Origin of the sequence: Neptuniibacter sp. QD37_6, assembly GCF_047778085.1 — a bacterium.
Classification (GTDB): domain Bacteria; phylum Pseudomonadota; class Gammaproteobacteria; order Pseudomonadales; family Balneatricaceae; genus Neptuniibacter.
The window spans coordinates 1,949,335-1,973,658 of record NZ_CP180550.1; the positions used below are offsets into that span (position 1 = coordinate 1,949,335).

A 24,324-nucleotide genomic window follows, 5' to 3' on the forward strand; every position below is an offset into this window, starting at 1 on the left:
AGTTCTTATGACAACCAATTAAGTTTTATACTTTGAATTTAGAAACCATGCCCTGCAATTGTTTTGAAATATCGCTTACTTGATCATTCGCAGCTGCTGACTGCTTAGCCCCTGCTGCTGTTTGCTCGAATCCAGCACTTATAGTTTCCAAGTCTCTGGCAATGTCATCAGCTACTGCAGACTGCTGCTCTACAGCACCCGCCACCTGAATGTTCATTTCGCTAATCGAATTAATAGCACTATGAATACGCTCTAATGCCTGTGCGGTTTCTTCTGATTGCGCCACTGTTTGCTGTGATTGCGAATAGCTAGTTTCAATAGCTTTCACAGTATCCGCTGTACCAGACTGTAGTCGCTGAATAATCTCTTGAATTTCGGTAGTAGAAGACTGGGTTCTCTGCGCTAAAGTTCTTACTTCATCTGCCACTACAGCAAAACCACGACCTTGCTCACCAGCTCGTGCAGCCTCAATTGCAGCATTTAGCGCAAGTAAGTTAGTTTGTTCAGAAATATTCTGGATAACGCCGATGACTACTTCGATATCCGAACTACTTTGTTCAAGGGTTTTAATAAATTCTACTGTAGCCTCTAAGTTAGTCGCCAGATCGCCAATCTCTTCCAATGTCTTATTAATCGTCTGCTTACCTCTTTCCACTTCAGATAAGCCCTCATTGGATTGTGTAGCAGAGTCTGTAGCATGACGAACTACTTCCTGAATGCTCATCGCCATCTCATTTACTGCGGCGGCAATAGAAGACGTTTTAGTCTGCTGCTGATCAATTATATGAGACGTTTGTTCTGAAATTTGGCTTGCAGAATCCGCATTAACAGATAGATCCTTACTGGTATTGATAATGTTACTAATAAGGGATCTCAGCATTTGTGACATTTCACTAACGGAGCGATATATACCTGTATCACCACTGGAAACTGAAAGATCTCGAGATAAGTCACATTCAGATATACTTCGCGTGATCGCAGCAATTTCGGCTGGCTCACCACCTATAGGCTTACGAATAATTTTTGCAATTACCCATGATAAGGCAATAGCGATCAACACCGAAACAGCCGCCAATATAACGATTGCCGCTTCTGTATTTTCTGCTAACACTTGAATCTCTGGCCCTAATGCGTCTTGATCCCTCTTAACCGATAACTTCACGTCCTCTAAATCTGTGGCAATGATAGGCCCAACTCTGTTTAAAGTTCCATTGATTAAACCATTCCGCTCCTCAATGATCTGAACCACTTTTGCAAAGGTTGATATGTACTGTTGATGCTGTTCTTTAAATATACGTAACGATTGTCTGCGTGTTGGGTTTTGAAGGTTAACGTCCAAATCTTCAACAAAAGGCTGTATTTTTTCTTGAAGCTCCTGTTTAGCCCTTTCCTCATCTGCCGTAGCATTGGTAATAAGGTATTTAGCTACATATAAACGTCCGAGTAGGAGATGCTCTTGAACCTGCGCAGCATAATATGCAGCAGAGGCATCATTATCTGCGTAAGCAGAAGTGATAATATTGGACATCTGCTTCCGCATAGCCAAGCCTGAGGGATCAAGCTGATTTTTAACAAGCCTGTTCCGCTCTCTAAACAGCTCAACCACCTTACTAAAGCCATCTTTGTATATGGCTATATTCTTTGCAGATTTTGCTACTAACTCAGCACGCTCAGGCTTCTGAATCTCAACTTTTGCCTCTGACATAAAGTTTTCTACTTTGAGTAAGCGTTCGTCGTATAGTTGAATCGATTCCTCACTACGCTCATTTAAGAACTTCAAAACACCTAAACGAACCTTCAACATATTAGCCTGCAAACGCCCAGCTAAGTTCGTGTCTCTAGCCAGACCTCGGTACTCTACCAAGCCACTATAGACATTAGAAACGCCTACCCATGAGAAAACCGAGATAATTACTAGAAGAGCGATAATCGATGAAAAACCTACACTAATTTGAGCAGTCAATTTAAGTTTCTTAAACATAGAGCAACTCGCTTCAAGAGACTCATCCTTAAGGCTCGTGCTTTTTTGGTTACATTTTAACCATCAGTGTAGTTCATAAAATCTCAATACAAGTGAAAATTTTTGAAAGATTTAATAAAGATTATTTAGCGTTTAGGTAGGCAAGAGTAGACAGACCTGGATTGAAACCCCGCAAAGAAATACATTCTAAGCCAAGCAGCTCTAGTAAAGATCACGGTACTTATATGTCGCAATACTCACCAATAACTTGGATCATCAAATGCTTTGGCACAGCCTATTTTTCCATGCGAAGGCTTAATATCTTTACCGTTGACCATTTGTGCAAGCCAACCAATTGGCTGACTCAAGTTGAAAGGAGGCTCGATTAATTCTGTACTCACCTGCTTAAACCCAATTTTTGAATAGAAAGCAGGGTCACCGTAAGTTACCACCAGCTCTATTCCTTGAGTACCAAGTTGATCTAACCCATAGCGAATTAGTGTTTGACCAACTCTCTTACCTTGATATTCGCTCTCAATAGCGACAGGTGACAACAAAAATCCAGACGTTTGATCCGGCAGAGTTAGCCGGCTAAAAAAAATCGCTCCCACCATCTGATGATCGACAGTTGAGCAAAATCCAAACAAATCATTTTCTGGAGTCTCATTGATCAGCTTAGTTACCAAAAGCTTTAATAGCTGACCCTCTTTCTCTCCAGCCGATGCTGTGAAAGCACTTTCGCACAGCTCTATAGCTTGTTGAGTCTGACTATAATCAAATACCGAATAATTCATAAATCTACCCTGCTTAATACCAGCAAATAATTCAGACAAAACTATTAACCATTATTAAGCTAATAATAGATCACACACCGATAACTATTACATATCCGGTAGTTAACGCCATTAACAGAGGCCGAGCAGAAGTGAAGACCAACCGTATATATCACCGATATTTTGCTTGGCCTGGTCATGTAAGCGTATCAAATCTAGGCTTGGCGCCTTTTCATACGCGAATAATTTTCTTTGCAAAGGGGTATATTATTAATGCCATCACTAGCCACGTTTCTAGAAGGTATCTTGCTACGACATCTGGTAGTTTAATACCTGCAGCCATAAGAACGGATCCTATTACAAGCAAAATACCAAAACTTATGATTAAGCAGCCAATGTACGCTTTTATGAACTTCACAATTTAATACCTGATTTATGATTCACTAATACTTAATTACATAACGCCGCCATAAAGGGCGGAGCGCATGCGACGTCCAGCCCGAAGGGCAATTTTTGATGGCCTTGTTATAGGGCATTACTGGAAACACCTTTTTATGAAATAACCACATACCCATGCAAGACCGAAAAATAAAAAAGCGAACACAGCTAGTCCGGCACTTGCACCAAGTAACTGCAAAGTAATTTCTTTTTCTGTAGTAACTAAACCACTTACAACAGCCCACACAATACTAAGACCAAATATGCTGAACAGAATGAAACCTATGAGCATTGAAAAGAAGACCAAAGGCTTCTGTAGCCTTTTGAATTGAATGCCTAATAGGATTGCTTCGATTAGTCCCATTGCTAGATCTTTATTGCCTTATAACGCCCGCATTTGCGGCTGGTTTGGAGCGCAGCGGAAAACCAGTCCGGCAACATGAGCTTGTTAGAAATTTCTTACTTACCTCAAGGAGGCCTTTATTGCCGTCGACAATGTTGGGTACATAACTTCAAGAAACTTGCTAGCCATTGGTGATATTTCGATATTGCTAGTTCTAGTAACTTTCAAATTAGGCATAGGGCAAGTGAAAACTGGTTCGCCTGATGGAACCTGATCCATCAAGAAGCGTGCCTTAATTACTTGGCCGGGATTTATATGATCAACTCTTATTAAGCAAGTTTCGCCATCTTCTCTCTCGAAATCCCAGTGCTCATCGTACCCATGTGGAATATCATCAATATATGCAGGAATAATATATGTTGGATCTATTGCCTCTATTTTTATGGGTGGATTTTCCAAGGCAACATTCCCAGAATTAATAATATCTAGCTCCAGCAAAACCAACTCATCAATCACGTCATCTTTATATGACATAACAATTTGATCTGTTTCCCTAAATCTACTTTTATCTAATAGAGGCGTCATTCGTAGGCGATATTGTATTTCTTTCCTGCTCATTGCTTTCCGAGCAAGCGCGGCTGACACAAACCAACTTACAACTCCCACAAGTAAGGTGGCAACAACCGCAGAGATGGCGATCAGATCGCTAGAAGATAGCTGAATCGCTGTTTGAGTTGTTTCTGGCAAGTGATGATCTCCTTTGTATTTCTAACGTTTAAAGCAGCGGCGGCGAAGCCGTCCAGCCCGCAGGGCGATGCTGCCTTTTCTTGTTATGAGTTGGCTGCTATTTAAGAAATTCGCTTTCATCAATATCAACTAACCCTATTTCATTTAGTGGTATATCAAAGGATTCTGCTTGTTGCTGCATAAGTGTAACAAGTCGATGGAATCCCATCATATATCCGGTTTTATAGCCTTCGTCTTCAGAACCTTTTGCAGATATATTTTCAGCAATAGCCTCGCGAGCATACTCCTTCGTAAGAGTGCCAAGGTCTATTAAGTAATTTTTATACTTATCGTCACTCATACTCAAAATCCCTAAGACTCATAACGCTCAAAGCAATTGCGCGCATAGCGCGTCGGATTGCCTTTTCTTGTTACATTTACCCAATGCCTAAGCTCGATATGACGGCAGCAATGAGTAAAACCACTAATAATGCCATTGCGTACATTGCAATAAATTGGAAAGCGATTGCGCTAATCCCTAGAACAGCGGCCCCTCCTGCGACACGAGAAGGCTCCTTTTGAACTAGCGATAAAACGGCAAATATCACTGCAAGACCGCCTAATACTGCGGTAACTACATCAGAAATTTTATCAGCATTCCAATGAACTACAGCACTTTCATTAACTGGTTCTTTGCCTGTTAATGCATCGAGAGCAGCCGACCTGATAGATGCAGCCTTTTGCGCAACGACAGTTTCTAGAGTTGGTTGTGCTGAAAAAGGTCCAGCCCAAAAATGAACTAACGCTAGAAGAAGAGCTAATGCTCCAACCACGATACCCAACATTCCATATTTTGAATTCTTCACCTTACTTCCCTAGTAGATGTAACGCCTAAAGCAGCCGCGCAGTATGCGTCGGATGCCTTTATTTGTTAGGGCTCTATACTGATTCAGCACGAGCAAGTATACAAATTCCAACAATTGAAATGCTTCCCACTAGGTTCTCAATTGAAATCTGCGAGCTTAAATAAATATTTACTGCGTCCAGTAAAAAGAGCAATGCAATTGCAGTAAATACTAATGACCAAACAGCCGATCTGACTGGATGGTTTCGTTGCCACTTTAGCAAAGAAATATTGCCACTATGGCGAATTAAAGACGGTAGTAACAAGATACCAAGCAACATGAAGAAAAATGCTTGTTCTTTTATCGCATCCTGAAAAATCATCTGCGCAATATCTACAAATGACTGGTCGGGTGCATTTGGTGGTCCCTTTATGCTTTGGAGTACGATGACGTTATGCAGAAACGTACAAACAGACTGAATACAAAAAAGTGAGGTGAGAACTAAAAAATATCTGAATTTAGTTTTCGGTGTCCGAATCATCATGCGCCCTAACGCTCAGCTAAGTAGCGCGCAAAGCGCGTCATTACTTAAGCGCTTTGTTAACTGTTTTCTTGTACCAAATGACAATCGGTGCAAGTAAAAGGAAGCACCCAATTGCGATTGGTATGCTAATTAGAATTACTGGGGCAATACCAAAAGCAATAGCGCCATAAGATACGGCAGGATGCTCACATCTCTTTATTGAGCCAAAGCCTAGTACTATTGAAATAAAACCAAGAAAAGCACCTACTCCACCGATGATATAAATAGCAGCAGCTTCACTAAGTTCAAATTTATTACTAGGTCTGAATGATGGTTCTGATTCAGTTGTACCTGAGATTACTCCTAAAGCGTCCGCTAATACTGGGGCTAGTTTCATATTGATACCATCATCATAAATATATGCCTCTAGGGATAACAACATCAAGGTTATTCCTAGCGCTGAAATGATTAATGCAAATATCCCTAAACGATTACTCATAGCTTCCCTGACAGTTAACATTTGTATATACGGGGGTCCGTATATCTACCCTAACCGTATTTGTTTGATAACAGACGTAAGAAATTGAAAAGGAAGGATTAATTCTGATAAGTGAAAAGTTCTTCCGTGACAAACCGCGCATGCGCTATATCAATTGATATACGGGGGTCCGTGTATCTACCCACGCTAGACTTCCATCTGTCTGATTTACTTACATTTTTAACTTAATCTTCGTAGCAAAACAAGCAATCCACACTGAGAAATATGACTAATTCGGTTATTTAATTTGCCCAACGATAGATATACTGTATATTTATACATGTATTACATGAAGGTAAATAGCATGGCTCAGAGCCCTTTTCTCAATAAAGTACGCAAGGAAATACGGTTACGCGGATACAGCATTCGTACCGAGAAAACTTACATCTACTGGATTAAGCAATTTATCTATTTCCATAAAAAGAAACACCCCGAAGAAATGGGTACAGAAGAGGTAAAGAACTATCTATCCAGCATGGCTGAAAACCGATCAGTAGCCATTAATACCCAAAAAGTTGCACTAAATGCTTTGGTATTCCTTTATCAGAAAGTGCTTAATCGCCCTTTAGGTGATCTGAATTTCCGCTACGCCACTAAACAGCGTCACTTACCCACCGTTTTAACCCCTTCAGAAGTGCAAAAGATAATTTCATGCGCTTCAGGTCGAAATCAGACTGTCCTTAAACTACTTTATGGCAGCGGTTTACGGCTAAATGAATGTTTGAGGCTAAGAATTCAAGATGTTGATTTAGAACAGAATTCATTAACGATTCGGGACGGAAAAGGTAATAAAGATCGAAAAACTCTTCTAAGCCCATCATTAAAGCCAGAACTGAAAAAGCTTATTGAAACAGCTAAAAGTATTCAATTTAAAGACAATGAACGAGGTATAGGCCCTTCGATGCCGCACGGTCTTAATAAAAAATATCCGAATGGGTTTAGACAGCACAAGTGGATGTATCTATTCCCTTCCACCAGCATTTGCTGCTATCCAAATTCTAAAGACCAATGCCGTCACCATTTGCATGACACTGTCATAGGCAAAGCGTTACGACAAGCAGTAATAGAATCTGGCATTACTGACAAAAGGATTACTTGTCATACATTCAGACATTCTTTTGCGACACACTTGTTACAAGAAGGAAGAGATATTCGTACAGTACAAGAACTGCTCGGTCACAACGATGTTAAAACGACACAGATTTATACCCACGTTTTAGGGCTGCATTACGCGGGCACCAACAGCCCCCTAGAACGGCTTAATTTTGATTAAGGCGGTTTTCAAAGCAAAAAAAACACGCCCTTGGGCGCGTTTTTATAAATCCGTTTGAGATTAGATCTCAGTTTTTCCGCCCATGTATGATTGTAGGGCTTCTGGAATTTGGATCTTACCGTCTGCTGTTTGGTAGTTTTCCATAACTGCTAACAGTGTACGACCTACCGCCAGACCAGAACCGTTTAGCGTGTGTAGAAGCTCCGGTTTACCTGTTTCTGGGTTTCTCCAACGAGCCTTAAGACGACGTGCTTGGAAGTCTGTCATGTTAGAAACAGAGGAGATCTCACGGTACTTATCCTGACCTGGCAACCACACTTCTATATCGTATGTTTTCGCAGAGCTAAAGCCTAGATCACCACCACATAGCGTTACTACTCGGTATGGTAGGTTTAGTTTCTGCAGGATAGTTTCGGCATGACGGATCATATCTTCTAGCGCATCCCAAGATTTTGATGGCTCAACAATCTGTACCATCTCAACTTTTTCGAACTGGTGCTGACGGATCATACCGCGTGTATCACGACCAGATGAGCCTGCTTCAGAACGGAAACAAGGCGTGTGCGCTGTGTACTTCATTGGCAGTTGAGCTGCATCAACGATTTCGTCACGAACGATATTTGTTACTGGTACTTCTGCAGTTGGGATCAGGTAGTACTGACGATCACCGAACGGTACTTTAAATAGATCTTCACCAAACTTAGGTAGCTGACCGGTACCACGAAGGCTATCTTCGTTAACCATGTACGGTACGTAAGTTTCTGTGTAACCGTGTTCTTCAATCTGTGTATCAAGCATGAACTGGATAAGCGCACGGTGTAGACGTGCCAATTTGCCAGTCATTACAGAGAAACGAGAACCGGTCAGTTTAGCAGCCGTTTCAAAATCTAGCTCGCCACTCTTTTCGCCAAGCGCAACGTGATCTTGTGGTTCGAAGTCGAATTCACGCGGTGTACCCCAACGGCGCACTTCTACGTTATCTTCTTCGTCGGCACCTTCTGGTACTTCATCGCTTGGGATGTTTGGTACGCCAGAAAGTAACTCGTCTAGGTTGTCCTGTAGGCTGTTAAGCTCAGCTTTAGCTGCATCTAGTTTGTTACCAAGATCAGCAACTTCTGCTAGCAATGGCTGGATATCTTCACCGGCAGCTTTTGCTTTACCGATGCCTTTGGATCGTGTGTTTCGCTCGCTCTGTAGGTTCTCAGTTTCAACCTGAAGCTGTTTACGCTGGTTTTCCAGCTCAACAAACTGATCAACCGGGAATTCAAAACCTTTTTTCTTCAGCAGCTGTGCTACTTCTTCCGGGTTAGCACGGACAATTTTTGCGTCGAGCATGAGCTTTTAAAACACCTATGTATAAAGATTAGAACAAGCGTGTAAACCAAAGGCCACCATACATGGCAACCAAACACAGTAGAACGCTTAATAATATATAAATCGCAGCCGACATCATATGCCCTTGCTGCAGCATTGCGACAGTTTCTAACGAAAAAGTAGAAAAAGTTGTGAACGCGCCCATGAAACCGACCATTAAGAGTGGTCGCATCTCCGGACTGAGTTTAGATTTTTCAAGAATTAGAACAAATAACACGCCCATCAAAAAGGAGCCAACCACATTACAAGTTAACGTGCCGTAAGGGATACGATGCTCGGCATTATTAAGTAAGCTACTTACCCAATAACGACCTAATGCACCCGTTGCACCACCGATGGCAATTGCGATGAGATTTAACATCCCCTAATCCTTTCCCTACAGTTATTCGTATGAATAGCGTTTGAGTGGGCTGTGTTGATCAAGCTGTTTAAGGTGACGTAATTTTTCACCAATTTTCAGCTCTAAGCCTCTTTCTTGAGGATGATACCATTGCTGATCTGCAATTTCTGGCGGTAAATAAGATTCTCCAGCAGCATAAGCATCGGGTTCATTATGCGCGTAGCGGTATTCATCCCCGTAGCCCATCTCCTTCATCAAGCTGGTTGGCGCATTTCGAAGATGAACTGGCACTTCATAGCCTTGCTGTGCTTTTACATCTGCCATACATTGATTGAAAGCCTGATAGACTGCATTACTCTTTGGCGCAGAAGCACAATAGATAGCGGCTTGCGCTATTGCCCTTTCACCTTCTGCAGGCCCTACGCGATCAAATGCATCCCATGCTGATAAGGCAACTTGCATAGCACGAGGGTCAGCATTGCCAATATCCTCGGAGGCTATCGCCACCAGCCGCCTTGCGATATATAACGGGTCACAACCGCCATCCAGCATTCGGCAATACCAATACAGAGCACCATCAGGTGATGAGCCTCGAACTGATTTATGAAACGCAGAGATCTGATCGTAAAAGATATCACCCTGTTTGTCGTAACGACGCCCCGTTGATCGCAGTACCTCAGCCAGAACTTCTTCATTAATCAGTTCTGTTCCATCTTCTTGTGTTTCGGCTAGATCTGTCGCGATTTCTAAAAGGTTTAGTGAACGCCTAGCATCACCATCCGCAGCTTGCGCTAAACGCGCTAACATAACATCGGTTATGTGGAAGTTTCGATTACCTAAGCCTTTATCACCGTCATTAATAGCACGTTGTAGCACCTCAAGAATTTCATTCTCATGGAGTGACTTTAAGGTGTATACCCTCGCACGAGATAGCAAGGCGTTGTTCAATTCAAAAGATGGGTTTTCTGTGGTCGCACCCACAAAGATGATGGTGCCGTCCTCTACATAAGGTAGAAAGGCATCCTGTTGAGATTTGTTAAAGCGGTGAACCTCATCGACAAAGAGGATCGTTTTGCGGCCACTTTGCATTGAATGCTGTTTAGCTTGCTCTACCGCGATACGAATATCTTTTACGCCTGATAATACAGCTGAGAGCGTAATAAAATGTGCATCAACGTGATGAGCAATCAGCTTAGCCAGCGTTGTTTTACCTACACCTGGCGGCCCCCAGAACACCATAGAATGAGCAACACCCTGTTCTAATGTGGTACGCAGTGGTTTGTCTGGCCCTAATAGATGGGACTGACCAATATATTCGGCCAGTGTTCTTGGACGCATACGAGCCGCTAATGGCTCGTATGCAGGTGCTTGGGAAAATAGATCCACTCTATTCCTCAATATCTACTATAACGTCTGTTCCTTCTGGAACACGGAAATAAAAGCTTTGATTGGTCACTTCTGGGTTAAGCGTCTGCTCTGCAAAGACAACAGATGTACGCTGCCCTAGCGAGTCTTCCAGCATCAGCTCAGAGATCACATTGCCTGCAAACGCTAAACGAATACGGCTGAAGCTGTATTGATCGGATTTCGGCTTAAGATCGAAGATCTGCTCGCTGCCCGTATCTTCAACCAATCGGACAGCATAGGTTTTCTGAAGTTCACCGATTTGGCCGTTTAAAATCAAAGCAGGCGCACTATCTTGTTGCGTATCTGCGGCTCTTTGCGTCACCTGCTCTAAATCAGGGTCATAAATCCAAATATACTCACCGTCAGAGACAATCTCTTGCGGGAAGGGTTGCAGAGTCTCCCAGCGAAAACGATTCGGCTTCGCTAAAAGAAGACTGCCCTCTGTTTTCTGTGCTTCACGGCCATTTTCAGCCAGTGTGACTTGTTCAAACTTGGCTGAAAAGCTGTCGTAACCTTGTAGTAGCTCATTCAGCTTATTGGCACCATCGGTTGCAGCCATCGCAACGCTACTCCCTGCGATTAAGCAGGCTGATGCGGTATGAATAGCAAATTTCTTAATGTAACTCGTTAATCTCATACTCAAACCTTTTAGGTGATATTACATCTCACCGTTCGGAGATGGGGCTAATACTTCACGTTGCCCATTACTACCCGCAGTACTTACAACACCAGCGGCTTCCATCGCCTCAACCATTCGAGCGGCGCGGTTATAACCGATTTTAAGCTTACGCTGCACGCTGGAAATCGATGCTTTGCGGGTTTCCAATACAAATGCGACCGCTTCGTCATATAGCGGGTCTTGTTCATCATCGAACAGTGAACCTGAACCTCCGCCGTCTGAAACAGCATCACCTTCAGTAATTTCAGTAATATAATCTGGCTGACCTAGTTTCTTCCACGCCTCTACCACGCGATGCACTTCGTCATCACTTACAAATGCGCCATGAACACGGTTTGGCAAGCTGGTACCAGCAGGTAGATAAAGCATGTCACCCCAACCTAACAGGTGCTCTGCACCGGACTGATCCAAGATCGTTCTGGAATCGATTCGTGAAGATACCTGGAAAGCGATACGCGTTGGGATATTAGCCTTAATCAGACCAGTAATCACATCAACCGATGGACGCTGAGTCGCAAGGATTAAGTGAATACCGGCAGCACGGGCCTTTTGAGCGATACGTGCAATTAGCTCTTCTACCTTCTTACCAACGATCATCATCATGTCAGCGAATTCGTCGATCACGACAACGATGTAAGGTAGTGGTTCAAGCTCAGGTGCTGGTGTACCGAATGGCTCACCATGTTCTTCTGCATTCCAAAGCGGGTCTAAGAGAGGCTCACCTTTCTTACGCGCTTCTTCAATCTTGTCGTTAAAGCCAGCGAGGTTACGTACACCCATCTTAGCCATAAGGCGGTAACGTCGCTCCATCTCGCCTACACACCAACGCAGACCAGATGCAGCATCTTTCATGTCGGTGATAACTGGCGTTAATAGATGTGGAATCCCTTCGTAGATAGAAAGCTCCAACATCTTTGGATCGACTAGGATCAAACGAACCTCTTCTGGTGTTGCTTTAAACAACAGCGATAGAAGCATAGCGTTTACACCAACGGACTTACCCGAACCTGTTGTACCCGCCACCAGCAAGTGAGGCATTTTGGCAAGGTTCGCTACCACAGGATTACCCGCAATATCGTTACCTAAACCGATAGTCACTTTAGAGCCCGCTGATAGGTACGGCTTAGAGCTCAGTACTTCACTAAGATGTACAGTTAGACGAGATTCATTTGGAATCTCAATACCGACTACCGATTTACCTGCAATAACTTCAACTACACGCACGCTGGTCACGGCCATAGAACGAGCAAGGTCTTTAGCTAGGTTGGTAATTTTGCTGGCTTTGACACCCGGTGCAGGCTGGATCTCAAATCGAGTAATTACTGGACCTGGATTAACCTCTACTACCTCTGCTATTACGCCAAAGTCTTTCAACTTGCTCTCTAGCAAGCGAGACATCTGCTCTAGCTCATCTGGAGAGTATCCCGTATCTGTATTCAGCTCTGGTGGATCCAAAAGCTCTAGGGGTGGAATCTTACGCGCAGGTTTTCGCTTGGCTGCCCCCGCCTCATCTAAACCAAGCTCTTTATCCTGCATTGGCTTATGCGTTTCAGACAACGGAACGATCTTAACCTGTGGTTTAGTGTCTTCTGCTACGGTTGGTACAACTACTGGAGCTGATTCTGGAGATGTAGCCGATATAGGTTGCACAACTGCCGACTGTTCCGCCACTTGTTTTACAGGTTCCGCTTTCACTGATTCAGATGCAGTGAGAATTTCGCCCGTTTCAGTATCAATGTGTTCTTCTATCTGTTTTTCAACTTGTGGTTCTTTACGCGCACGTTGTGGTCTTACCAACGGCACATGGCCAACATCAGCATGCTCATTGTCTGTTGATTGAACTTCAACCTGTGAAGTAACCTTGCTAGTTGCTTTCTCCTGAACTGGCGACTCAAAGAGCTCAGTATTGTCTGTAAATCTAGGTTCGATTCTGTCACACACTACAGGCGGAGCTTGCTCTTCAAACTGATCATTAATGTAACCTCTGTGTAGGGCCTCTTCCGCTTTTTCAAGTTCATCATCAGACAAATCTAGTGATTTTTCTCTTTCTTGCTGCTGAGGTAATACAGACTCTGTCGATTTAACGACTTTTTGCCCTACTCGTTCTAGTACAGTTGCCCAGCCCATTTCTAATAACATTGTTAATCCAAATAATAACAATGCAAAAAGAACTAAAGAGCTACCCAGCACACTTAATAACGAAACAGCTAAATCCGATACCGCTTCACCTAATATCCCACCTGCGGTGAAAGGATAATCCAATCCTGTATTTGAAATATGCGTGGCACTTAACGCACTAAAAGCTGTTAAAAACAGCAAAGCGCCGGTTAAACGCAGCATAAAGAAAGGAATGACATCTAACGCGCCACTCTGTTTTCGAAACAAGAAACGGCCTGTTTGATACAAAATTAGCAGGGGCACAAAGAAGGCACCTAGACCTAATCCGGAGATTAGCAGATCAGCTACCCAAGCCCCCACAGGGCCCGCTAAATTGCTTATGTCTGGCTGATAGCCAAGGTGAGACCATCCAGAATCCTTTGGATTAAATCCCAGTAAAGCCACAATCAAAAATAGGCTGACCGTAACAACAACGATTAAACTCGATTCACGGCTGATTCTTACAAGTAATTCGGGAAAACTTAAACGTTGTCCGTTGTCGGTCGCGCTCAAGGATGTAGCTCCATAGATCAGTATTAAAAAACCAATGACTACAATAACATAATTTAATCCGCGACTAACGGTTGAAGCGCATTGGTTTATAATTCATAGTTACGAAGTGCGGGTTTTCATTGCTCTCGTCTGCAACGCATCTGCACTGAATTTATACTAAGCTTTTGTATCTGAATTATTTCAATGGATGCACCCTATGTCTCTGACCAATTTGCATACAGATCACCGTCGTGCTTTAACCTTCCCTATCGGTACAAGCATGTATGGTATCGATGTCAGCAACATTCTTTCATTTTCAGATAGCTTCGGTGAAATTAAATACGCCACAGAGCATGTCGATGGTTTTATCGGCTATTTAGATTTCCGTAACACCTTGGTTCAAGTCTTTGAGTGTGCAACGTCACTTTCACACAGCAAAGAAAGAGATACTATTGTAGAGCTCATTTCTGAAATCAAAATCTATCAGCAAGCTCATATCGATTGGATGGATGCATTAGAGCATTCAATTAGATCAGGAGAACCTTTTACAAAAGCAAGAGATCCGCACGCCTGTGCTTTTGGACAATGGTTCTATAGCTACAAAACTGACGATGACGGACTTCGTGCCCTACTCGATAAAATCGAACAACCACATAAAGATATTCATTCTTTGGGTGATAAGCTTTTAGATATGGCTTCGGCTGGAGATCAAGATGAGGCCGTTGAAATGCTTCGGATTGAGCGTCAGACCTCTCTGAAAAAGCTATTACGTACCCTTGGACATATTCAGGACTACCTCAAAAACAGCATTCACCCAATCGTTTTACATCTAACCAAAGATGGCCGTACTCCATGGTTCTCTATGGTGTTAGATAATATCGGTGATATTATCGATTACTCTCCTGTTGCTATGGATAATCTAAAAACGATCGATCAAAGCACACCAATAGAAGGTTATGTAAGAGATCCTTCCGGTGAAAGCTTTATGATGCTTTCCTTAGAACAGTTCTATGAACACGCCAGTGCAAAACTCAGCAAGGCGGGTTGATATTTAATTAGTACACCCCATTAATACACTCATAACTTTTTAACGGATTCATTTTTTTACTATGAGCGACGTACAACATCACCAGTTAATTATTCTTGGAAGCGGCCCTGCAGGCTATACTGCAGCCGTTTACGCAGCACGCGCAAACCTAAACCCGGTTGTTATTACCGGTATGCAGGCTGGCGGCCAGCTAACAACTACAACCGACGTTGACAACTGGCCTGGTGACGTTGACGGCGTTCAAGGTCCTGAATTGATGCAGCGTATGCAACAGCACGCTGAACGTTTCGATACTCAAGTAATTTTTGATCACATCAACGAAACAGATCTTCAAAATCGTCCGTTCCGCCTTAAAGGCGATATGGGTGAGTACACCTGTGATGCGCTAATCATCTCTACAGGCGCATCTGCTCAATACCTAGGCCTACCTTCCGAAGAAACATTTGCAGGCAAAGGCGTTTCTGCATGTGCAACATGTGACGGTTTCTTCTATCGCGGCCAGAAAGTCGCTGTTGTAGGTGGTGGCAACACAGCTGTTGAAGAAGCACTGTACCTATCTAACATTGCTGAAGAAGTGACACTGATTCACCGTCGTGATTCTTTGCGCTCTGAAAAGATCCTCCAAGACAAGATCCTTGATCGTGCAGAGAACGGCAACATTAACATCATCTGGAACCACACACTTGAGGAAGTTGTAGGTGATGATTCTGGTGTAACAGGCCTTCGTCTTAAAAGCACAACAGATGGCGCTGAGCAGAACCTTGATGTTGCGGGTGTATTCATCGCAATTGGCCATAAGCCAAATACAGATATCTTCGAAGGCCAGCTAGAAATGAAAGATGGCTACCTGAAGATTCAATCAGGTCTTGAAGGTAATGCAACACAAACATCTGTTGAAGGTGTTTACGCTGCGGGCGACGTATGTGACCACATCTATCGTCAAGCAATTACATCTGCTGGTTTCGGTTGCATGGCTGCCCTAGATGCAGAGCGCTACTTAGACGATCTTGAAAAATAAGTGAGACTGAAGCTGCCTTCATGGCAGCTTCTTTTTTTATGCTTCCTTGGTTACAAGATTCAAACGACCCATTCCCCCCTATAGATCAAGCTCTAGAAGATCCCAACGGATTATTAGCAGCAGGCGGCGATTTAACACCTGAACGCCTAGTTTCAGCTTATCGAATGGGTATTTTCCCTTGGTACAGCCCTGGCGAACCGATTCTATGGTGGAGTCCAAGCCCCCGATGTGTGATTACACCGGGTGAATTGCATGTTTCTCGCAGTATGCGTAAACGCCTCAAGAAAGATGATTACACTGTTAAGTTTGATAATAACTTTGCTGATGTCATTGCGGCGTGTGCTGAACCACGTAAAGGCGAAGATGGCACGTGGATCACCCACGATATTCAAAATGCCTATAACCACCTTCACCAACTCGGAATCGCCCACTCCGTTGAGGTTTATATGGATGGTGAACTTGTTGGCGGCTTGTATGGCCTGGCTATAGGAAAACTATTTTTTGGCGAGTCTATGTTTAGCCGAAAACGTGATGCTTCTAAAATTGCGTTAATAAAAATGGTCGAACAGCTGGAAAAGTGGGGCTATGCTTTAATTGACTGCCAGGTAAGCAATGAACATCTGTTTTCACTAGGTGCTTATGAAATACCGCGAGAGTCATTTCAAAGTTATTTGGATGAATACCTTGATCAACCGCTCAACCATAGCTGGCAGTTTGAACAAAATGGCGTTTAATTGGAGTTAAGTGTGACGAATCTTAGAACTTTACACTTTTATGCCACACCAGAACACGATTGCAGCTATCTAGAAAACAAAACAGCTAAGACACTGTTTGTAGACCCGCATGCTGAGATTGATCAATATACCTATGGCCAGCTTTCTGACTTAGGTTTTCGCCGCAGTGGCAAACACATCTATCGCCCACACTGTGAAGGCTGTAATGCATGTATCTCCGTAAGAATCCCCTTGGCTATTTTTAAACTTAAGAAAAGCCAGAAACGAATCATCAACAAAAACAAAGACCTGACCGTAACTGCTAAGCCAGCACAGTTTACGGAAGAGTATTACACACTCTACTCACGCTACATCAATGAACGTCACCAAGATGGTGATATGTACCCACCAAGTCTTGATCAATTTAATTCATTTTTAGTCGAAGGCGAGGAACACACGCAGTTTTTAGAGTTTAGAGATAGTGAATCTAATTTACTGGCTGTCAGTGTGATTGATCGACTACAACAAGGCTTATCGGCCATCTATACCTTCTACGATCCCTCCTTCCCAAAACGTAGCTTAGGAACTTACTGCATCTTATGGCAATTACAGTATTGCCAAGATGAAGGCTTAAACTACTTATATCTCGGCTATTGGGTTAAACAATGCCGTAAGATGAGCTACAAGGTTTCATTCCAGCCCTTTGAACTGCTTATTGATGGTTATTGGACCCTCGTAAAGCCTGAATAAAACACTTATATATCAACAAAAGAAGATGTTGCTATATTTGCTTTGATAATGGCCTTTTTTTCAGGCACAATACCGCGCAATTATTCGGTCCAGATTTTCTGGAGATCCTCAACAAGGTAGAGAATTAATGGCTAAAGAAGATAGCATTGAAATGGAAGGCACCGTGGTTGACACGCTCCCGAACACTATGTTCCGAGTTGAGCTGGAAAACGGCCACGTTGTTACTGCGCACATCTCAGGTAAGATGCGTAAAAACTACATCCGTATCCTGACTGGCGATAAAGTTAAAGTAGAGCTAACTCCATACGACCTAAGCAAAGGCCGTATCGTTTATCGCGCGCGTTAATCATTGCTTTCTCCCTGCTTTGCAGGACAGAATTTAAAAAGGCAGCCTAATGGCTGCCTTTTTTGTGTCTCGAAAGACCTGCTTATGCGCAGGTCATCGCTTCTACACTTATCTCACCATCAGCATCGACACTAATAGCAACTTCACCACCCTCTTCGGATAGTTCGCCAAATAGAATCATTTCAGCTAACGGCTTCTTCAGCTTCTCTTGAATCAAGCGTTTCATTGGGCGTGCGCCCATCTGCTCATCGTAGCCTTTCTCAGCAAACCAAGTGCGGGCTTCATCGTCTAGATGCAGTACTACACGCTTATCTTCCAACTGAACCTGCAACTCAGCAAAGAACTTATCGACTACACCTTTTATGATGCTAGTTGTAAGGGCTTTAAACTGGATGATGCCATCAAGACGGTTACGGAATTCTGGCGTAAACATCTTACGTATAGCAGCCATGCCATCAGAGGCATGATTTTGCTTAGTAAATCCAATGGATGCACGACTCATATCTTCCGCACCTGCATTGGTAGTCATTACCAAAATCACATTACGGAAATCTGCTTTACGACCGTTGTTATCCGTTAAAGTACCGTTATCCATTACCTGTAGTAATAGATTGAATACTTCTGGATGCGCCTTCTCAATTTCATCAAGCAACAGAACACAGTGCGGAGACTTTGTAATCGCTTCTGTTAGTAAGCCACCTTGATCATAGCCAACATAGCCAGGAGGTGCACCAATCAAACGGGATACTGTATGACGCTCCATATACTCAGACATATCAAAGCGAACCAGTTCAATCCCCATAATACGTGCAAGCTGTTGCGTTACTTCTGTTTTACCGACACCGGTTGGGCCAGCGAACAAGAAACAACCTACAGGCTTATCAGGCTCTTTAAGGCCCGCACGGGAAAGCTTGATCGCAGAGGATAGCGTATCAATTGCCTCATCCTGTCCAAGTACAACCATCTTAAGATTACTATCCAGCTTCGCCAGCTGGTTCTTATCAGACGCAGAAACACTTTTAGGCGGTATACGGGCAATCTTAGCAACAATCGCTTCTATATCTTCCGTACCGATCTCTGCTTTACGCAGCTCTTTAGGTAATAGACGCTGATAAGCACCCGCTTCATCAATTACATCTATTGCTTTATCCGGCATATGCTTATCGTTGATATAGCGCCCTGCTAGTTCGGCAGCTGCACGTAGCGCTTCATCACTGTAAGCCAGTTCATGGTGTTCCTCAAAGCGACCTTTAAGGCCTTTAAGAATCGAATAGGTATCTTCGATACTTGGCTCAAGGACATCCACTTTCTGGAAACGACGCGCTAATGCACGGTCTTTCTCAAAAATTCCGCGGAATTCCTGGAAAGTAGTAGAACCGATACAACGGATCTGACCTGAACTTAGCAGTGGTTTAAGTAGGTTTGATGCATCCATAGAACCACCTGATGCAGCACCAGCACCGATGATAGTGTGGATTTCATCAATAAACAGAATCGCGTGATCTTTGCCTTTGATCTCATTTAAAAGACCTTTAAGCCGTTTCTCAAAATCACCACGGTATTTAGTACCCGCAAGCAAAGCACCCAAATCAAGTGAATATACGATCGAATCTTTGATAATTTCAGGTACTTTATCTTCAACGATTAGCTTGGCCAAACCTTCAGCAATCGCGGTTTTACCAACACCAGCTTCACCTACAAGTAGCGGGTTGTTCTTACGACGGCGAGATAGAATCTGAACGACACGCTCTACTTCGGAATCACGCCCTACCAGTGGATCTATTCGACCGCTTTCAGCTTCAGCATTCAAATTGATCGCATATTTAGCAAGTGGGCTATCATCCTTTTCTTCGTTCGCAGTTTCACTTTCAACCGAAGAATCAGAGTGCTCATGGTCGTGTTCTGACATTTTAGAAATGCCATGAGAGATATAATTGACTGTATCGATTCGTTCTATGCCATGCTGCTGCAAAATATAAACAGCCTGACTCTCTTGCTCACTAAAAATCGCTACGAGTACGTTGGCTCCAGTAACTTCATTCTTACCAGATGACTGAACATGGAATACCGCACGCTGAAGTACTCGTTGAAATCCGAGTGTTGGCTGTGTTTCCAAATCAGGTAATGTTTCAGATAGTAAAGGCGTAGTTTCTTCGATGAATGAAGAAAGGTTCTGCCTAATACCTTCAAAGTTAGCACCACAGGCTGCAAGAACTTCATGCGCCTCATAATTATCCAACAACGCCAGCAACAAATGTTCGACAGTTATAAATTCATGTCGCTTTTCCTTTGCGGCTTGGAAAGCTGCACTGAGCGTGTCTTCGAGTTCTCGGTTTAACATAACGGTTCCTCTTCAGACTTTCTCGACTTCACATAGCAGAGGGTGATTATTGTCTCTCGCATATTGATTAACTATAGCTGCTTTCGTGTCAGCTACATCACGGGTAAAAATCCCACATACTCCTTTCCCTTGAGTATGGACCGATAACATCACTTGTGTAGCTTTTTCTTGGTCCATATTAAAAAACATCATGAGCACAGCCACGACAAAATCCATTGGCGTGTAATCGTCGTTCATCAAAACCACACGATACATTGATGGTTTCTTAAGTTGTGGCTTTGCTTCTTCCGTGACTAATCCGTGATCATGATCAAAATCTTCATGTTCATGTTCATTAGACATTCGAATTACTTTTTGTTCAAAATCAATAGACATCTAACAATCTTCTAAATTTAAGCTAATATTTACTACTGAACAGTGATTGCACACTTGTCACACATTCTGTGGCTGGTGCTATAATCAGAATAGCAGGATAGGCAAGGCCCCAGTAGTACCTGCGACTTAATAGGGGACAACCTTTAGCAACTATTCTAGCAGCTAAAGGGAGTACGTTCAGGTTAGTAATCCAATTGCAGTTTTGGATACGGGAGTTAGTTATGCAGACAGGGAAAGTAAAGTGGTTCAACAATTCTAAAGGATATGGTTTTATCCTATCAGATGAACATGAAGAGGATCTCTTTGCTCATTATTCTGCGATAGAAGTCGATGGCTATAAGAGTCTCAAAGCAGGCCAACAAGTTGAGTTTGAAACCCAACCGGGTCCAAAAGGTACTCATGCCGTTCAAATTAAACCTTTAGCAACCCAATAGCAAAAAGGTTACATCAATAAACTAAAAAACCAGCATGCAGCTGGTTTTTTTGTTTCTGGCATAAGCTGTACTAGCTCAGACCTGATCTGACAGTTACCCGTTCTTTCCAGTGCTACTGTCAGATTAGATTTGGGCTAAATTCTTTTCAGCCCAAATCTGTTTTCCATCAAGCAATGTTTCCAGTGGCGTTCTGCCACAGCACATTTTCCCCTGATGAGTTCGTTCATTGTTGTAATAATCCAGCCATTCGTCCACATCTTTTTGCAGTTCTTCCAGTGAAGCATAGAGCTTTTTACGGAACGTAACCTGATAAAACTCGTTCAATATCGTTTTATGGAAGCGCTCACAGATACCGTTAGTCTGTGGGTGTCTCGCTTTGGTTTTCGTGTGATCAATATCGTTGATGGCGAGATATAGCTGGTAATCGTGCTGCTCAACCTTGCCACAGTATTCCGTGCCTCGATCAGTCAGGATACGCAGCATAGGCAGCTCCTGAGCCTCAAAGAATGGTAATACACGATCATTCAATACATCGGCTGAGGTAATTGGGGTTTTCGTCGTGTAGAGCTTAGCGAACGCTACCTTGCTGTACGTATCAACAAAGGTTTGCTGATATATCCTGCCAACCCCTTTTAGATTACCCACGTAGAACGTGTCCTGAGAACCCAGATAGCCAGGATGATGCGTTTCTATTTCACCGCAGGCTTCGTCATCTTGTTTCTTCTTCTCAAGCGCAGCCACTTGGTCATCCGTCAGAATGATACCTTCACTCGCAACCTTTGCTTCCAGAGCCGAAAGGCGCTTTTTAAAGTTTTCTAAGTTATGACGTAGCCAGATGGAACGAACACCACTGCCCGATACAAACACGCCAGCTTTACGCAGTTCGTTACTGGTTCGGGCTTGGCCATGAGCGGGGAAAGCTATCGCGTGTTCAATGACAGCGTTCTCAATCTGCTCATCTACACGGTTTTTGACATTGGGCGTTCTGCGAGATCGGTTGATCAGTGAATCAACACCGCCTTCCTCAACAAGTTCCTGATAGCGATAAAACGTATCACGGGAGACACCCATTACTTTGCAGGCTTTTGAGACGTTTCCAAGTTCTTCCGCAAGGTTGAGTAAGCCTGCTTTGTGTTTAATGATGGGATTGCTAGTATGCAACATGAGAGTTACCTTTGTTTTGATTTAAGATTTCAGCACCTTTATCAAAACGGGTAACTCTCTCTTTCTCAAGAAGATATGTCAGATTAGGTCGAGACTAATTCACATAAGCAAACTACATATTATTAATTATCGCCTCACCAAACTCAGAACTTGATAATAACTCCGCGCCATCCATAAGCCGTTCAAAGTCATAGGTCACAGTTTTAGCTGCAATAGCCCCATCCATGCCTTTAATAATCAAATCTGCGGCTTCAGACCAGCCTAAATGCCTCAACATCATTTCGGCGGATAGGATAAGAGAACCTGGATTCACCATATCTTTACCAGCATATTTAGGCGCGGTACCGTGAGTCGCTTCGAATATAGCAACTTCATCTGATAGATTAGCGCCTGGCGCAATCCCTATTCCGCCGACCTCTGCTGCCAATGCATCAGAAAGGTAATCTCCATTTAGATTTAAGGTTGCCACGACATCGTATTCTGCTGGCCTTAATAGGATTTGCTGCAGCATGGCATCAGCGATGACATCTTTAACAATAATCTCTTTACCCGTATTTGGATTCAGAAAGCACATCCAAGGGCCACCATCTTTTAAAATAGCACCAAACTCTTGTACGGCGAGCTCATAGCCCCAGTCCTTAAAGGCACCTTCGGTGAATTTCATGATATTCCCTTTATGTACCAGAGTTAGGGACTCACGATCGTTATCAACACAGTACTGCAATGCTTTCCTTACGAGACGCTTTGTTCCTTGCTCAGAAACAGGTTTCACTCCGATACCACACTGTTGATCAAAGCGGATTTTGGTAACGCCCATCTCCTCTTTTAGAAAACGAATCACCTTCTCCGCCTCTGGTGAACCCGCACGCCATTCTACACCGGCATATATGTCTTCAGAATTCTCCCTATAGATCACCATATCCACATCTTCTGGTTTTATGACAGGGCTCGGCACCCCTTTAAACCAACGTACCGGTCTTTGACAAACATAAAGATCAAGTTCCTGTCGCAGGGCAACGTTAAGCGAACGAATCCCACCACCCACAGGCGTTGTCAGCGGTCCTTTAATGCCAACTACAAACTCCTTAAATGCTTCCAAGGTTTCATCTGGTAGCCATGTATCTTGCTCGTAAACGGAGGTTGCCTTCTCACCAGCAAAAACTTCCATCCAGGATATCGAACGATCACCTCCGTAGGCTTTATTTACTGCAGCATCAACCACATTGATCATCGGAGGCGTTACATCTACACCAATTCCATCTCCTTCTATGTAAGGAATAATAGGGTTATCAGGAACATTTAATGAATGATCTTGGTTAACTGTTATCTTGTCGCCAACAGGTACAGAAATATTTTTATAACCCATAATCTACTCCAACTAGCTTTGTTCCACCGCAGAATCTGTGATCAGTGATATGATTGCGCTACAGGATCAGTATAGATCAGCATTATTCCTTTGATTGATTGCCCTTTGCTTTAAAGAACTGACAAACCATGAGCCAGCTATTACTTTTTAATAAACCTTTTCAAGTACTTACTCAGTTCACTACCAATGACGATAAAAGCACACTAGCCGATTTTATTGATCAGCCGGGCTATTATGCTGCTGGCCGATTAGATTATGACTCTGAAGGCTTGCTGATTCTTACCAATGAAGGCGCTGTACAACATTACTTAGCTAATCCTAAATTTAAGCAGGAAAAAATATACTGGGCCCAAGTTGAAGGAGAGATCACAGAGTCTGCTTTGAAAGCCTTACGTAAAGGCGTTGAACTCAAAGACGGTATAACTCGTCCAGCGAAAGCCAGGGCGATCGATGAACCTGATATATGGCCTCGTAACCCACCCATTCGCGAACGTAAAAATCAGCCTACCAGCTGGGTCGAATTGAAGATTACTGAAGGGAAAAATAGACAAGTAAGGCGAATGACTGCCGCCGTTGGCTTCCCAACCCTACGCCTAATTCGCTATGCCATTGGTGATTGGACATTAGACAGTCTAAAGCCTGGGAACTCTAAGTTAGTCGAAGTTACTTTAAACCTACCGAAAAACAGTAGAAACACCACGAGTCGCAGGCCTCATAACAACAGGAATAACCGACAACAGATTCGCAATACAAAGCGCACAAGGAAATAGTTAATAGATTAATAAGCTTTAATATCCAATCATTGCCATATATTCTTAGCACTTCACGAGCAAGTATTTGATTTAGTACTAAAATATTCTTAAATACTTGAATAAGCTCTGAACTGTCTAACTAAAAGAAT

General features: G+C 43.2%; 24 protein-coding genes and 2 pseudogenes. 8 read left to right on the forward strand and 18 right to left on the reverse strand.

What is annotated here, in order from left to right; all coding sequences use genetic code 11:
• Nucleotides 1-25 precede the first annotated feature (25 nt).
• The 8 genes from ACMXYO_RS09295 to ACMXYO_RS09330 form a co-directional block, all read right to left on the reverse strand.
• Complete coding sequence (locus tag ACMXYO_RS09295; RefSeq protein ID WP_415884862.1) at nucleotides 26-1,981, reverse strand: methyl-accepting chemotaxis protein; 1,956 nt, start codon at nucleotides 1,979-1,981, stop codon at nucleotides 26-28.
• 236 nt (nucleotides 1,982-2,217) lie between these two features.
• Nucleotides 2,218-2,754, reverse strand: coding sequence for a GNAT family N-acetyltransferase (locus tag ACMXYO_RS09300; protein WP_415884863.1), 537 nt, complete (start codon nucleotides 2,752-2,754; stop codon nucleotides 2,218-2,220).
• A gap of 514 nt (nucleotides 2,755-3,268) precedes the next feature.
• Nucleotides 3,269-3,535: a hypothetical protein gene (locus tag ACMXYO_RS09305; protein ID WP_415884864.1), complete on the reverse strand. Its 267-nt coding sequence runs from the start codon at nucleotides 3,533-3,535 to the stop codon at nucleotides 3,269-3,271.
• A 99-nt stretch (nucleotides 3,536-3,634) separates the two neighbouring features.
• A complete protein-coding gene (locus ACMXYO_RS09310) occupies nucleotides 3,635-4,261 on the reverse strand; it encodes a hypothetical protein (RefSeq protein ID WP_415884865.1) in 627 nt (208 codons plus the stop codon).
• 97 nt (nucleotides 4,262-4,358) lie between these two features.
• Nucleotides 4,359-4,601 (reverse strand): hypothetical protein, encoded by a 243-nt coding sequence (locus tag ACMXYO_RS09315; RefSeq protein WP_415884866.1) that lies wholly within the window; start codon nucleotides 4,599-4,601, stop codon nucleotides 4,359-4,361.
• A gap of 76 nt (nucleotides 4,602-4,677) precedes the next feature.
• Nucleotides 4,678-5,106, reverse strand: coding sequence for a hypothetical protein (locus tag ACMXYO_RS09320; protein ID WP_415884867.1), 429 nt, complete (start codon nucleotides 5,104-5,106; stop codon nucleotides 4,678-4,680).
• A gap of 73 nt (nucleotides 5,107-5,179) precedes the next feature.
• Entirely contained in the window at nucleotides 5,180-5,629 is a 450-nt protein-coding gene (locus ACMXYO_RS09325) for a hypothetical protein (RefSeq protein ID WP_415884868.1), read from the reverse strand.
• A gap of 40 nt (nucleotides 5,630-5,669) precedes the next feature.
• The gene (locus tag ACMXYO_RS09330; RefSeq protein ID WP_415884869.1) at nucleotides 5,670-6,107 is read right to left on the reverse strand and encodes a hypothetical protein; all 438 of its coding nucleotides are present in this window, start codon (nucleotides 6,105-6,107) and stop codon (nucleotides 5,670-5,672) included.
• Nucleotides 6,108-6,450: 343 nt separating this feature from the next.
• Here ACMXYO_RS09330 and ACMXYO_RS09335 point away from each other — a divergent pair, with 343 nt between their 5' ends.
• The gene (locus tag ACMXYO_RS09335) at nucleotides 6,451-7,419 is read left to right on the forward strand and encodes an integron integrase (RefSeq protein ID WP_415884870.1); all 969 of its coding nucleotides are present in this window, start codon (nucleotides 6,451-6,453) and stop codon (nucleotides 7,417-7,419) included.
• A gap of 60 nt (nucleotides 7,420-7,479) precedes the next feature.
• Here the strand turns inward: ACMXYO_RS09335 and serS are convergent, their stop codons facing one another.
• From serS to ACMXYO_RS09365, 6 genes and pseudogenes are all read right to left on the reverse strand, one after another.
• Nucleotides 7,480-8,754 carry a serine--tRNA ligase gene (serS, locus tag ACMXYO_RS09340; RefSeq protein ID WP_415884871.1) on the reverse strand — a complete coding sequence of 425 codons (1,275 nt, stop codon included), beginning with the start codon at nucleotides 8,752-8,754 and terminating at the stop codon, nucleotides 7,480-7,482.
• Between the two features lie 28 nt (nucleotides 8,755-8,782).
• A complete protein-coding gene (gene crcB, locus ACMXYO_RS09345) occupies nucleotides 8,783-9,154 on the reverse strand; it encodes a fluoride efflux transporter CrcB (protein ID WP_415884872.1) in 372 nt (123 codons plus the stop codon).
• A 21-nt stretch (nucleotides 9,155-9,175) separates the two neighbouring features.
• Nucleotides 9,176-10,471 (reverse strand): replication-associated recombination protein A, encoded by a 1,296-nt coding sequence (locus ACMXYO_RS09350; RefSeq protein ID WP_415888085.1) that lies wholly within the window; start codon nucleotides 10,469-10,471, stop codon nucleotides 9,176-9,178.
• A gap of 49 nt (nucleotides 10,472-10,520) precedes the next feature.
• Complete coding sequence (gene lolA, locus ACMXYO_RS09355) at nucleotides 10,521-11,177, reverse strand: outer membrane lipoprotein chaperone LolA (RefSeq protein ID WP_415884873.1); 657 nt, start codon at nucleotides 11,175-11,177, stop codon at nucleotides 10,521-10,523.
• A gap of 21 nt (nucleotides 11,178-11,198) precedes the next feature.
• Nucleotides 11,199-12,692, reverse strand: a pseudogene (locus ACMXYO_RS09360) (DNA translocase FtsK); the annotation flags it as partial.
• A gap of 681 nt (nucleotides 12,693-13,373) precedes the next feature.
• A pseudogene (locus ACMXYO_RS09365) lies at nucleotides 13,374-13,781 on the reverse strand (DNA translocase FtsK 4TM domain-containing protein); the annotation flags it as partial.
• Between the two features lie 304 nt (nucleotides 13,782-14,085).
• On the opposite strand from ACMXYO_RS09365, the gene ACMXYO_RS09370 reads away from it, so the two are divergent.
• The 5 genes from ACMXYO_RS09370 (at nucleotide 14,086) to infA (ending at nucleotide 17,743) form a co-directional block, all read left to right on the forward strand.
• The gene (locus ACMXYO_RS09370) at nucleotides 14,086-14,916 is read left to right on the forward strand and encodes a CZB domain-containing protein (RefSeq protein WP_415884874.1); all 831 of its coding nucleotides are present in this window, start codon (nucleotides 14,086-14,088) and stop codon (nucleotides 14,914-14,916) included.
• Nucleotides 14,917-14,977: 61 nt separating this feature from the next.
• Nucleotides 14,978-15,934 carry a thioredoxin-disulfide reductase gene (gene trxB / locus ACMXYO_RS09375; RefSeq protein WP_415884875.1) on the forward strand — a complete coding sequence of 319 codons (957 nt, stop codon included), beginning with the start codon at nucleotides 14,978-14,980 and terminating at the stop codon, nucleotides 15,932-15,934.
• A gap of 20 nt (nucleotides 15,935-15,954) precedes the next feature.
• Nucleotides 15,955-16,668, forward strand: coding sequence for a leucyl/phenylalanyl-tRNA--protein transferase (gene aat, locus ACMXYO_RS09380; RefSeq protein ID WP_415884876.1), 714 nt, complete (start codon nucleotides 15,955-15,957; stop codon nucleotides 16,666-16,668).
• A gap of 12 nt (nucleotides 16,669-16,680) precedes the next feature.
• Complete coding sequence (locus ACMXYO_RS09385; protein ID WP_415884877.1) at nucleotides 16,681-17,397, forward strand: arginyltransferase; 717 nt, start codon at nucleotides 16,681-16,683, stop codon at nucleotides 17,395-17,397.
• A 127-nt stretch (nucleotides 17,398-17,524) separates the two neighbouring features.
• Nucleotides 17,525-17,743, forward strand: coding sequence for a translation initiation factor IF-1 (gene infA / locus ACMXYO_RS09390; protein WP_027853708.1), 219 nt, complete (start codon nucleotides 17,525-17,527; stop codon nucleotides 17,741-17,743).
• An 82-nt stretch (nucleotides 17,744-17,825) separates the two neighbouring features.
• Here the strand turns inward: infA and clpA are convergent, their stop codons facing one another.
• Nucleotides 17,826-20,084, reverse strand: a complete 2,259-nt coding sequence (clpA, locus tag ACMXYO_RS09395; protein ID WP_415884878.1) for an ATP-dependent Clp protease ATP-binding subunit ClpA — start codon at nucleotides 20,082-20,084, stop codon at nucleotides 17,826-17,828.
• A 12-nt stretch (nucleotides 20,085-20,096) separates the two neighbouring features.
• Nucleotides 20,097-20,426: an ATP-dependent Clp protease adapter ClpS gene (gene clpS, locus ACMXYO_RS09400; RefSeq protein WP_415888086.1), complete on the reverse strand. Its 330-nt coding sequence runs from the start codon at nucleotides 20,424-20,426 to the stop codon at nucleotides 20,097-20,099.
• A 254-nt stretch (nucleotides 20,427-20,680) separates the two neighbouring features.
• Between clpS and cspD the strand changes: the two genes are divergently transcribed.
• The gene (gene cspD, locus ACMXYO_RS09405) at nucleotides 20,681-20,893 is read left to right on the forward strand and encodes a cold shock domain-containing protein CspD (protein WP_415884879.1); all 213 of its coding nucleotides are present in this window, start codon (nucleotides 20,681-20,683) and stop codon (nucleotides 20,891-20,893) included.
• Between the two features lie 123 nt (nucleotides 20,894-21,016).
• Here cspD and ACMXYO_RS09410 read toward each other — a convergent pair whose 3' ends face one another.
• Both ACMXYO_RS09410 and icd read right to left on the reverse strand, forming a co-directional pair.
• On the reverse strand, nucleotides 21,017-22,057 hold the full coding sequence (locus tag ACMXYO_RS09410) for an IS481 family transposase (RefSeq protein WP_415884880.1): 1,041 nt from the start codon (nucleotides 22,055-22,057) through the stop codon (nucleotides 21,017-21,019).
• Between the two features lie 112 nt (nucleotides 22,058-22,169).
• Nucleotides 22,170-23,423, reverse strand: a complete 1,254-nt coding sequence (gene icd / locus ACMXYO_RS09415) for an NADP-dependent isocitrate dehydrogenase (protein WP_415884881.1) — start codon at nucleotides 23,421-23,423, stop codon at nucleotides 22,170-22,172.
• A 128-nt stretch (nucleotides 23,424-23,551) separates the two neighbouring features.
• Here icd and ACMXYO_RS09420 point away from each other — a divergent pair, with 128 nt between their 5' ends.
• Complete coding sequence (locus tag ACMXYO_RS09420) at nucleotides 23,552-24,193, forward strand: pseudouridine synthase (RefSeq protein ID WP_415884882.1); 642 nt, start codon at nucleotides 23,552-23,554, stop codon at nucleotides 24,191-24,193.
• The last annotated feature ends 131 nt before the right edge of the window (nucleotides 24,194-24,324 follow it).

What these genes read in the sequence shown, in the direction of transcription:
- clpS (WP_415888086.1), bottom strand. Translation starts at nt 20,426, where the DNA reads ATGTCTAATGAACATGAACATGAAGATTTTGATCATGATCACGGATTA.
- ACMXYO_RS09295 (WP_415884862.1), bottom strand. Translation starts at nt 1,981, where the DNA reads ATGTTTAAGAAACTTAAATTGACTGCTCAAATTAGTGTAGGTTTTTCA.
- ACMXYO_RS09300 (WP_415884863.1), bottom strand. Translation starts at nt 2,754, where the DNA reads ATGAATTATTCGGTATTTGATTATAGTCAGACTCAACAAGCTATAGAG.
- ACMXYO_RS09370 (WP_415884874.1), top strand. Translation starts at nt 14,086, where the DNA reads ATGTCTCTGACCAATTTGCATACAGATCACCGTCGTGCTTTAACCTTC.
- ACMXYO_RS09350 (WP_415888085.1), bottom strand. Translation starts at nt 10,471, where the DNA reads ATGCGTCCAAGAACACTGGCCGAATATATTGGTCAGTCCCATCTATTA.
- aat (WP_415884876.1), top strand. Translation starts at nt 15,955, where the DNA reads ATGGCAGCTTCTTTTTTTATGCTTCCTTGGTTACAAGATTCAAACGAC.
- ACMXYO_RS09420 (WP_415884882.1), top strand. Translation starts at nt 23,552, where the DNA reads ATGAGCCAGCTATTACTTTTTAATAAACCTTTTCAAGTACTTACTCAG.
- ACMXYO_RS09330 (WP_415884869.1), bottom strand. Translation starts at nt 6,107, where the DNA reads ATGAGTAATCGTTTAGGGATATTTGCATTAATCATTTCAGCGCTAGGA.
- lolA (WP_415884873.1), bottom strand. Translation starts at nt 11,177, where the DNA reads ATGAGATTAACGAGTTACATTAAGAAATTTGCTATTCATACCGCATCA.
- ACMXYO_RS09305 (WP_415884864.1), bottom strand. Translation starts at nt 3,535, where the DNA reads ATGGGACTAATCGAAGCAATCCTATTAGGCATTCAATTCAAAAGGCTA.
- serS (WP_415884871.1), bottom strand. Translation starts at nt 8,754, where the DNA reads ATGCTCGACGCAAAAATTGTCCGTGCTAACCCGGAAGAAGTAGCACAG.
- icd (WP_415884881.1), bottom strand. Translation starts at nt 23,423, where the DNA reads ATGGGTTATAAAAATATTTCTGTACCTGTTGGCGACAAGATAACAGTT.
- trxB (WP_415884875.1), top strand. Translation starts at nt 14,978, where the DNA reads ATGAGCGACGTACAACATCACCAGTTAATTATTCTTGGAAGCGGCCCT.
- ACMXYO_RS09335 (WP_415884870.1), top strand. Translation starts at nt 6,451, where the DNA reads ATGGCTCAGAGCCCTTTTCTCAATAAAGTACGCAAGGAAATACGGTTA.
- infA (WP_027853708.1), top strand. Translation starts at nt 17,525, where the DNA reads ATGGCTAAAGAAGATAGCATTGAAATGGAAGGCACCGTGGTTGACACG.
- ACMXYO_RS09410 (WP_415884880.1), bottom strand. Translation starts at nt 22,057, where the DNA reads ATGTTGCATACTAGCAATCCCATCATTAAACACAAAGCAGGCTTACTC.
- cspD (WP_415884879.1), top strand. Translation starts at nt 20,681, where the DNA reads ATGCAGACAGGGAAAGTAAAGTGGTTCAACAATTCTAAAGGATATGGT.
- ACMXYO_RS09325 (WP_415884868.1), bottom strand. Translation starts at nt 5,629, where the DNA reads ATGATGATTCGGACACCGAAAACTAAATTCAGATATTTTTTAGTTCTC.
- ACMXYO_RS09315 (WP_415884866.1), bottom strand. Translation starts at nt 4,601, where the DNA reads ATGAGTGACGATAAGTATAAAAATTACTTAATAGACCTTGGCACTCTT.
- crcB (WP_415884872.1), bottom strand. Translation starts at nt 9,154, where the DNA reads ATGTTAAATCTCATCGCAATTGCCATCGGTGGTGCAACGGGTGCATTA.
- clpA (WP_415884878.1), bottom strand. Translation starts at nt 20,084, where the DNA reads ATGTTAAACCGAGAACTCGAAGACACGCTCAGTGCAGCTTTCCAAGCC.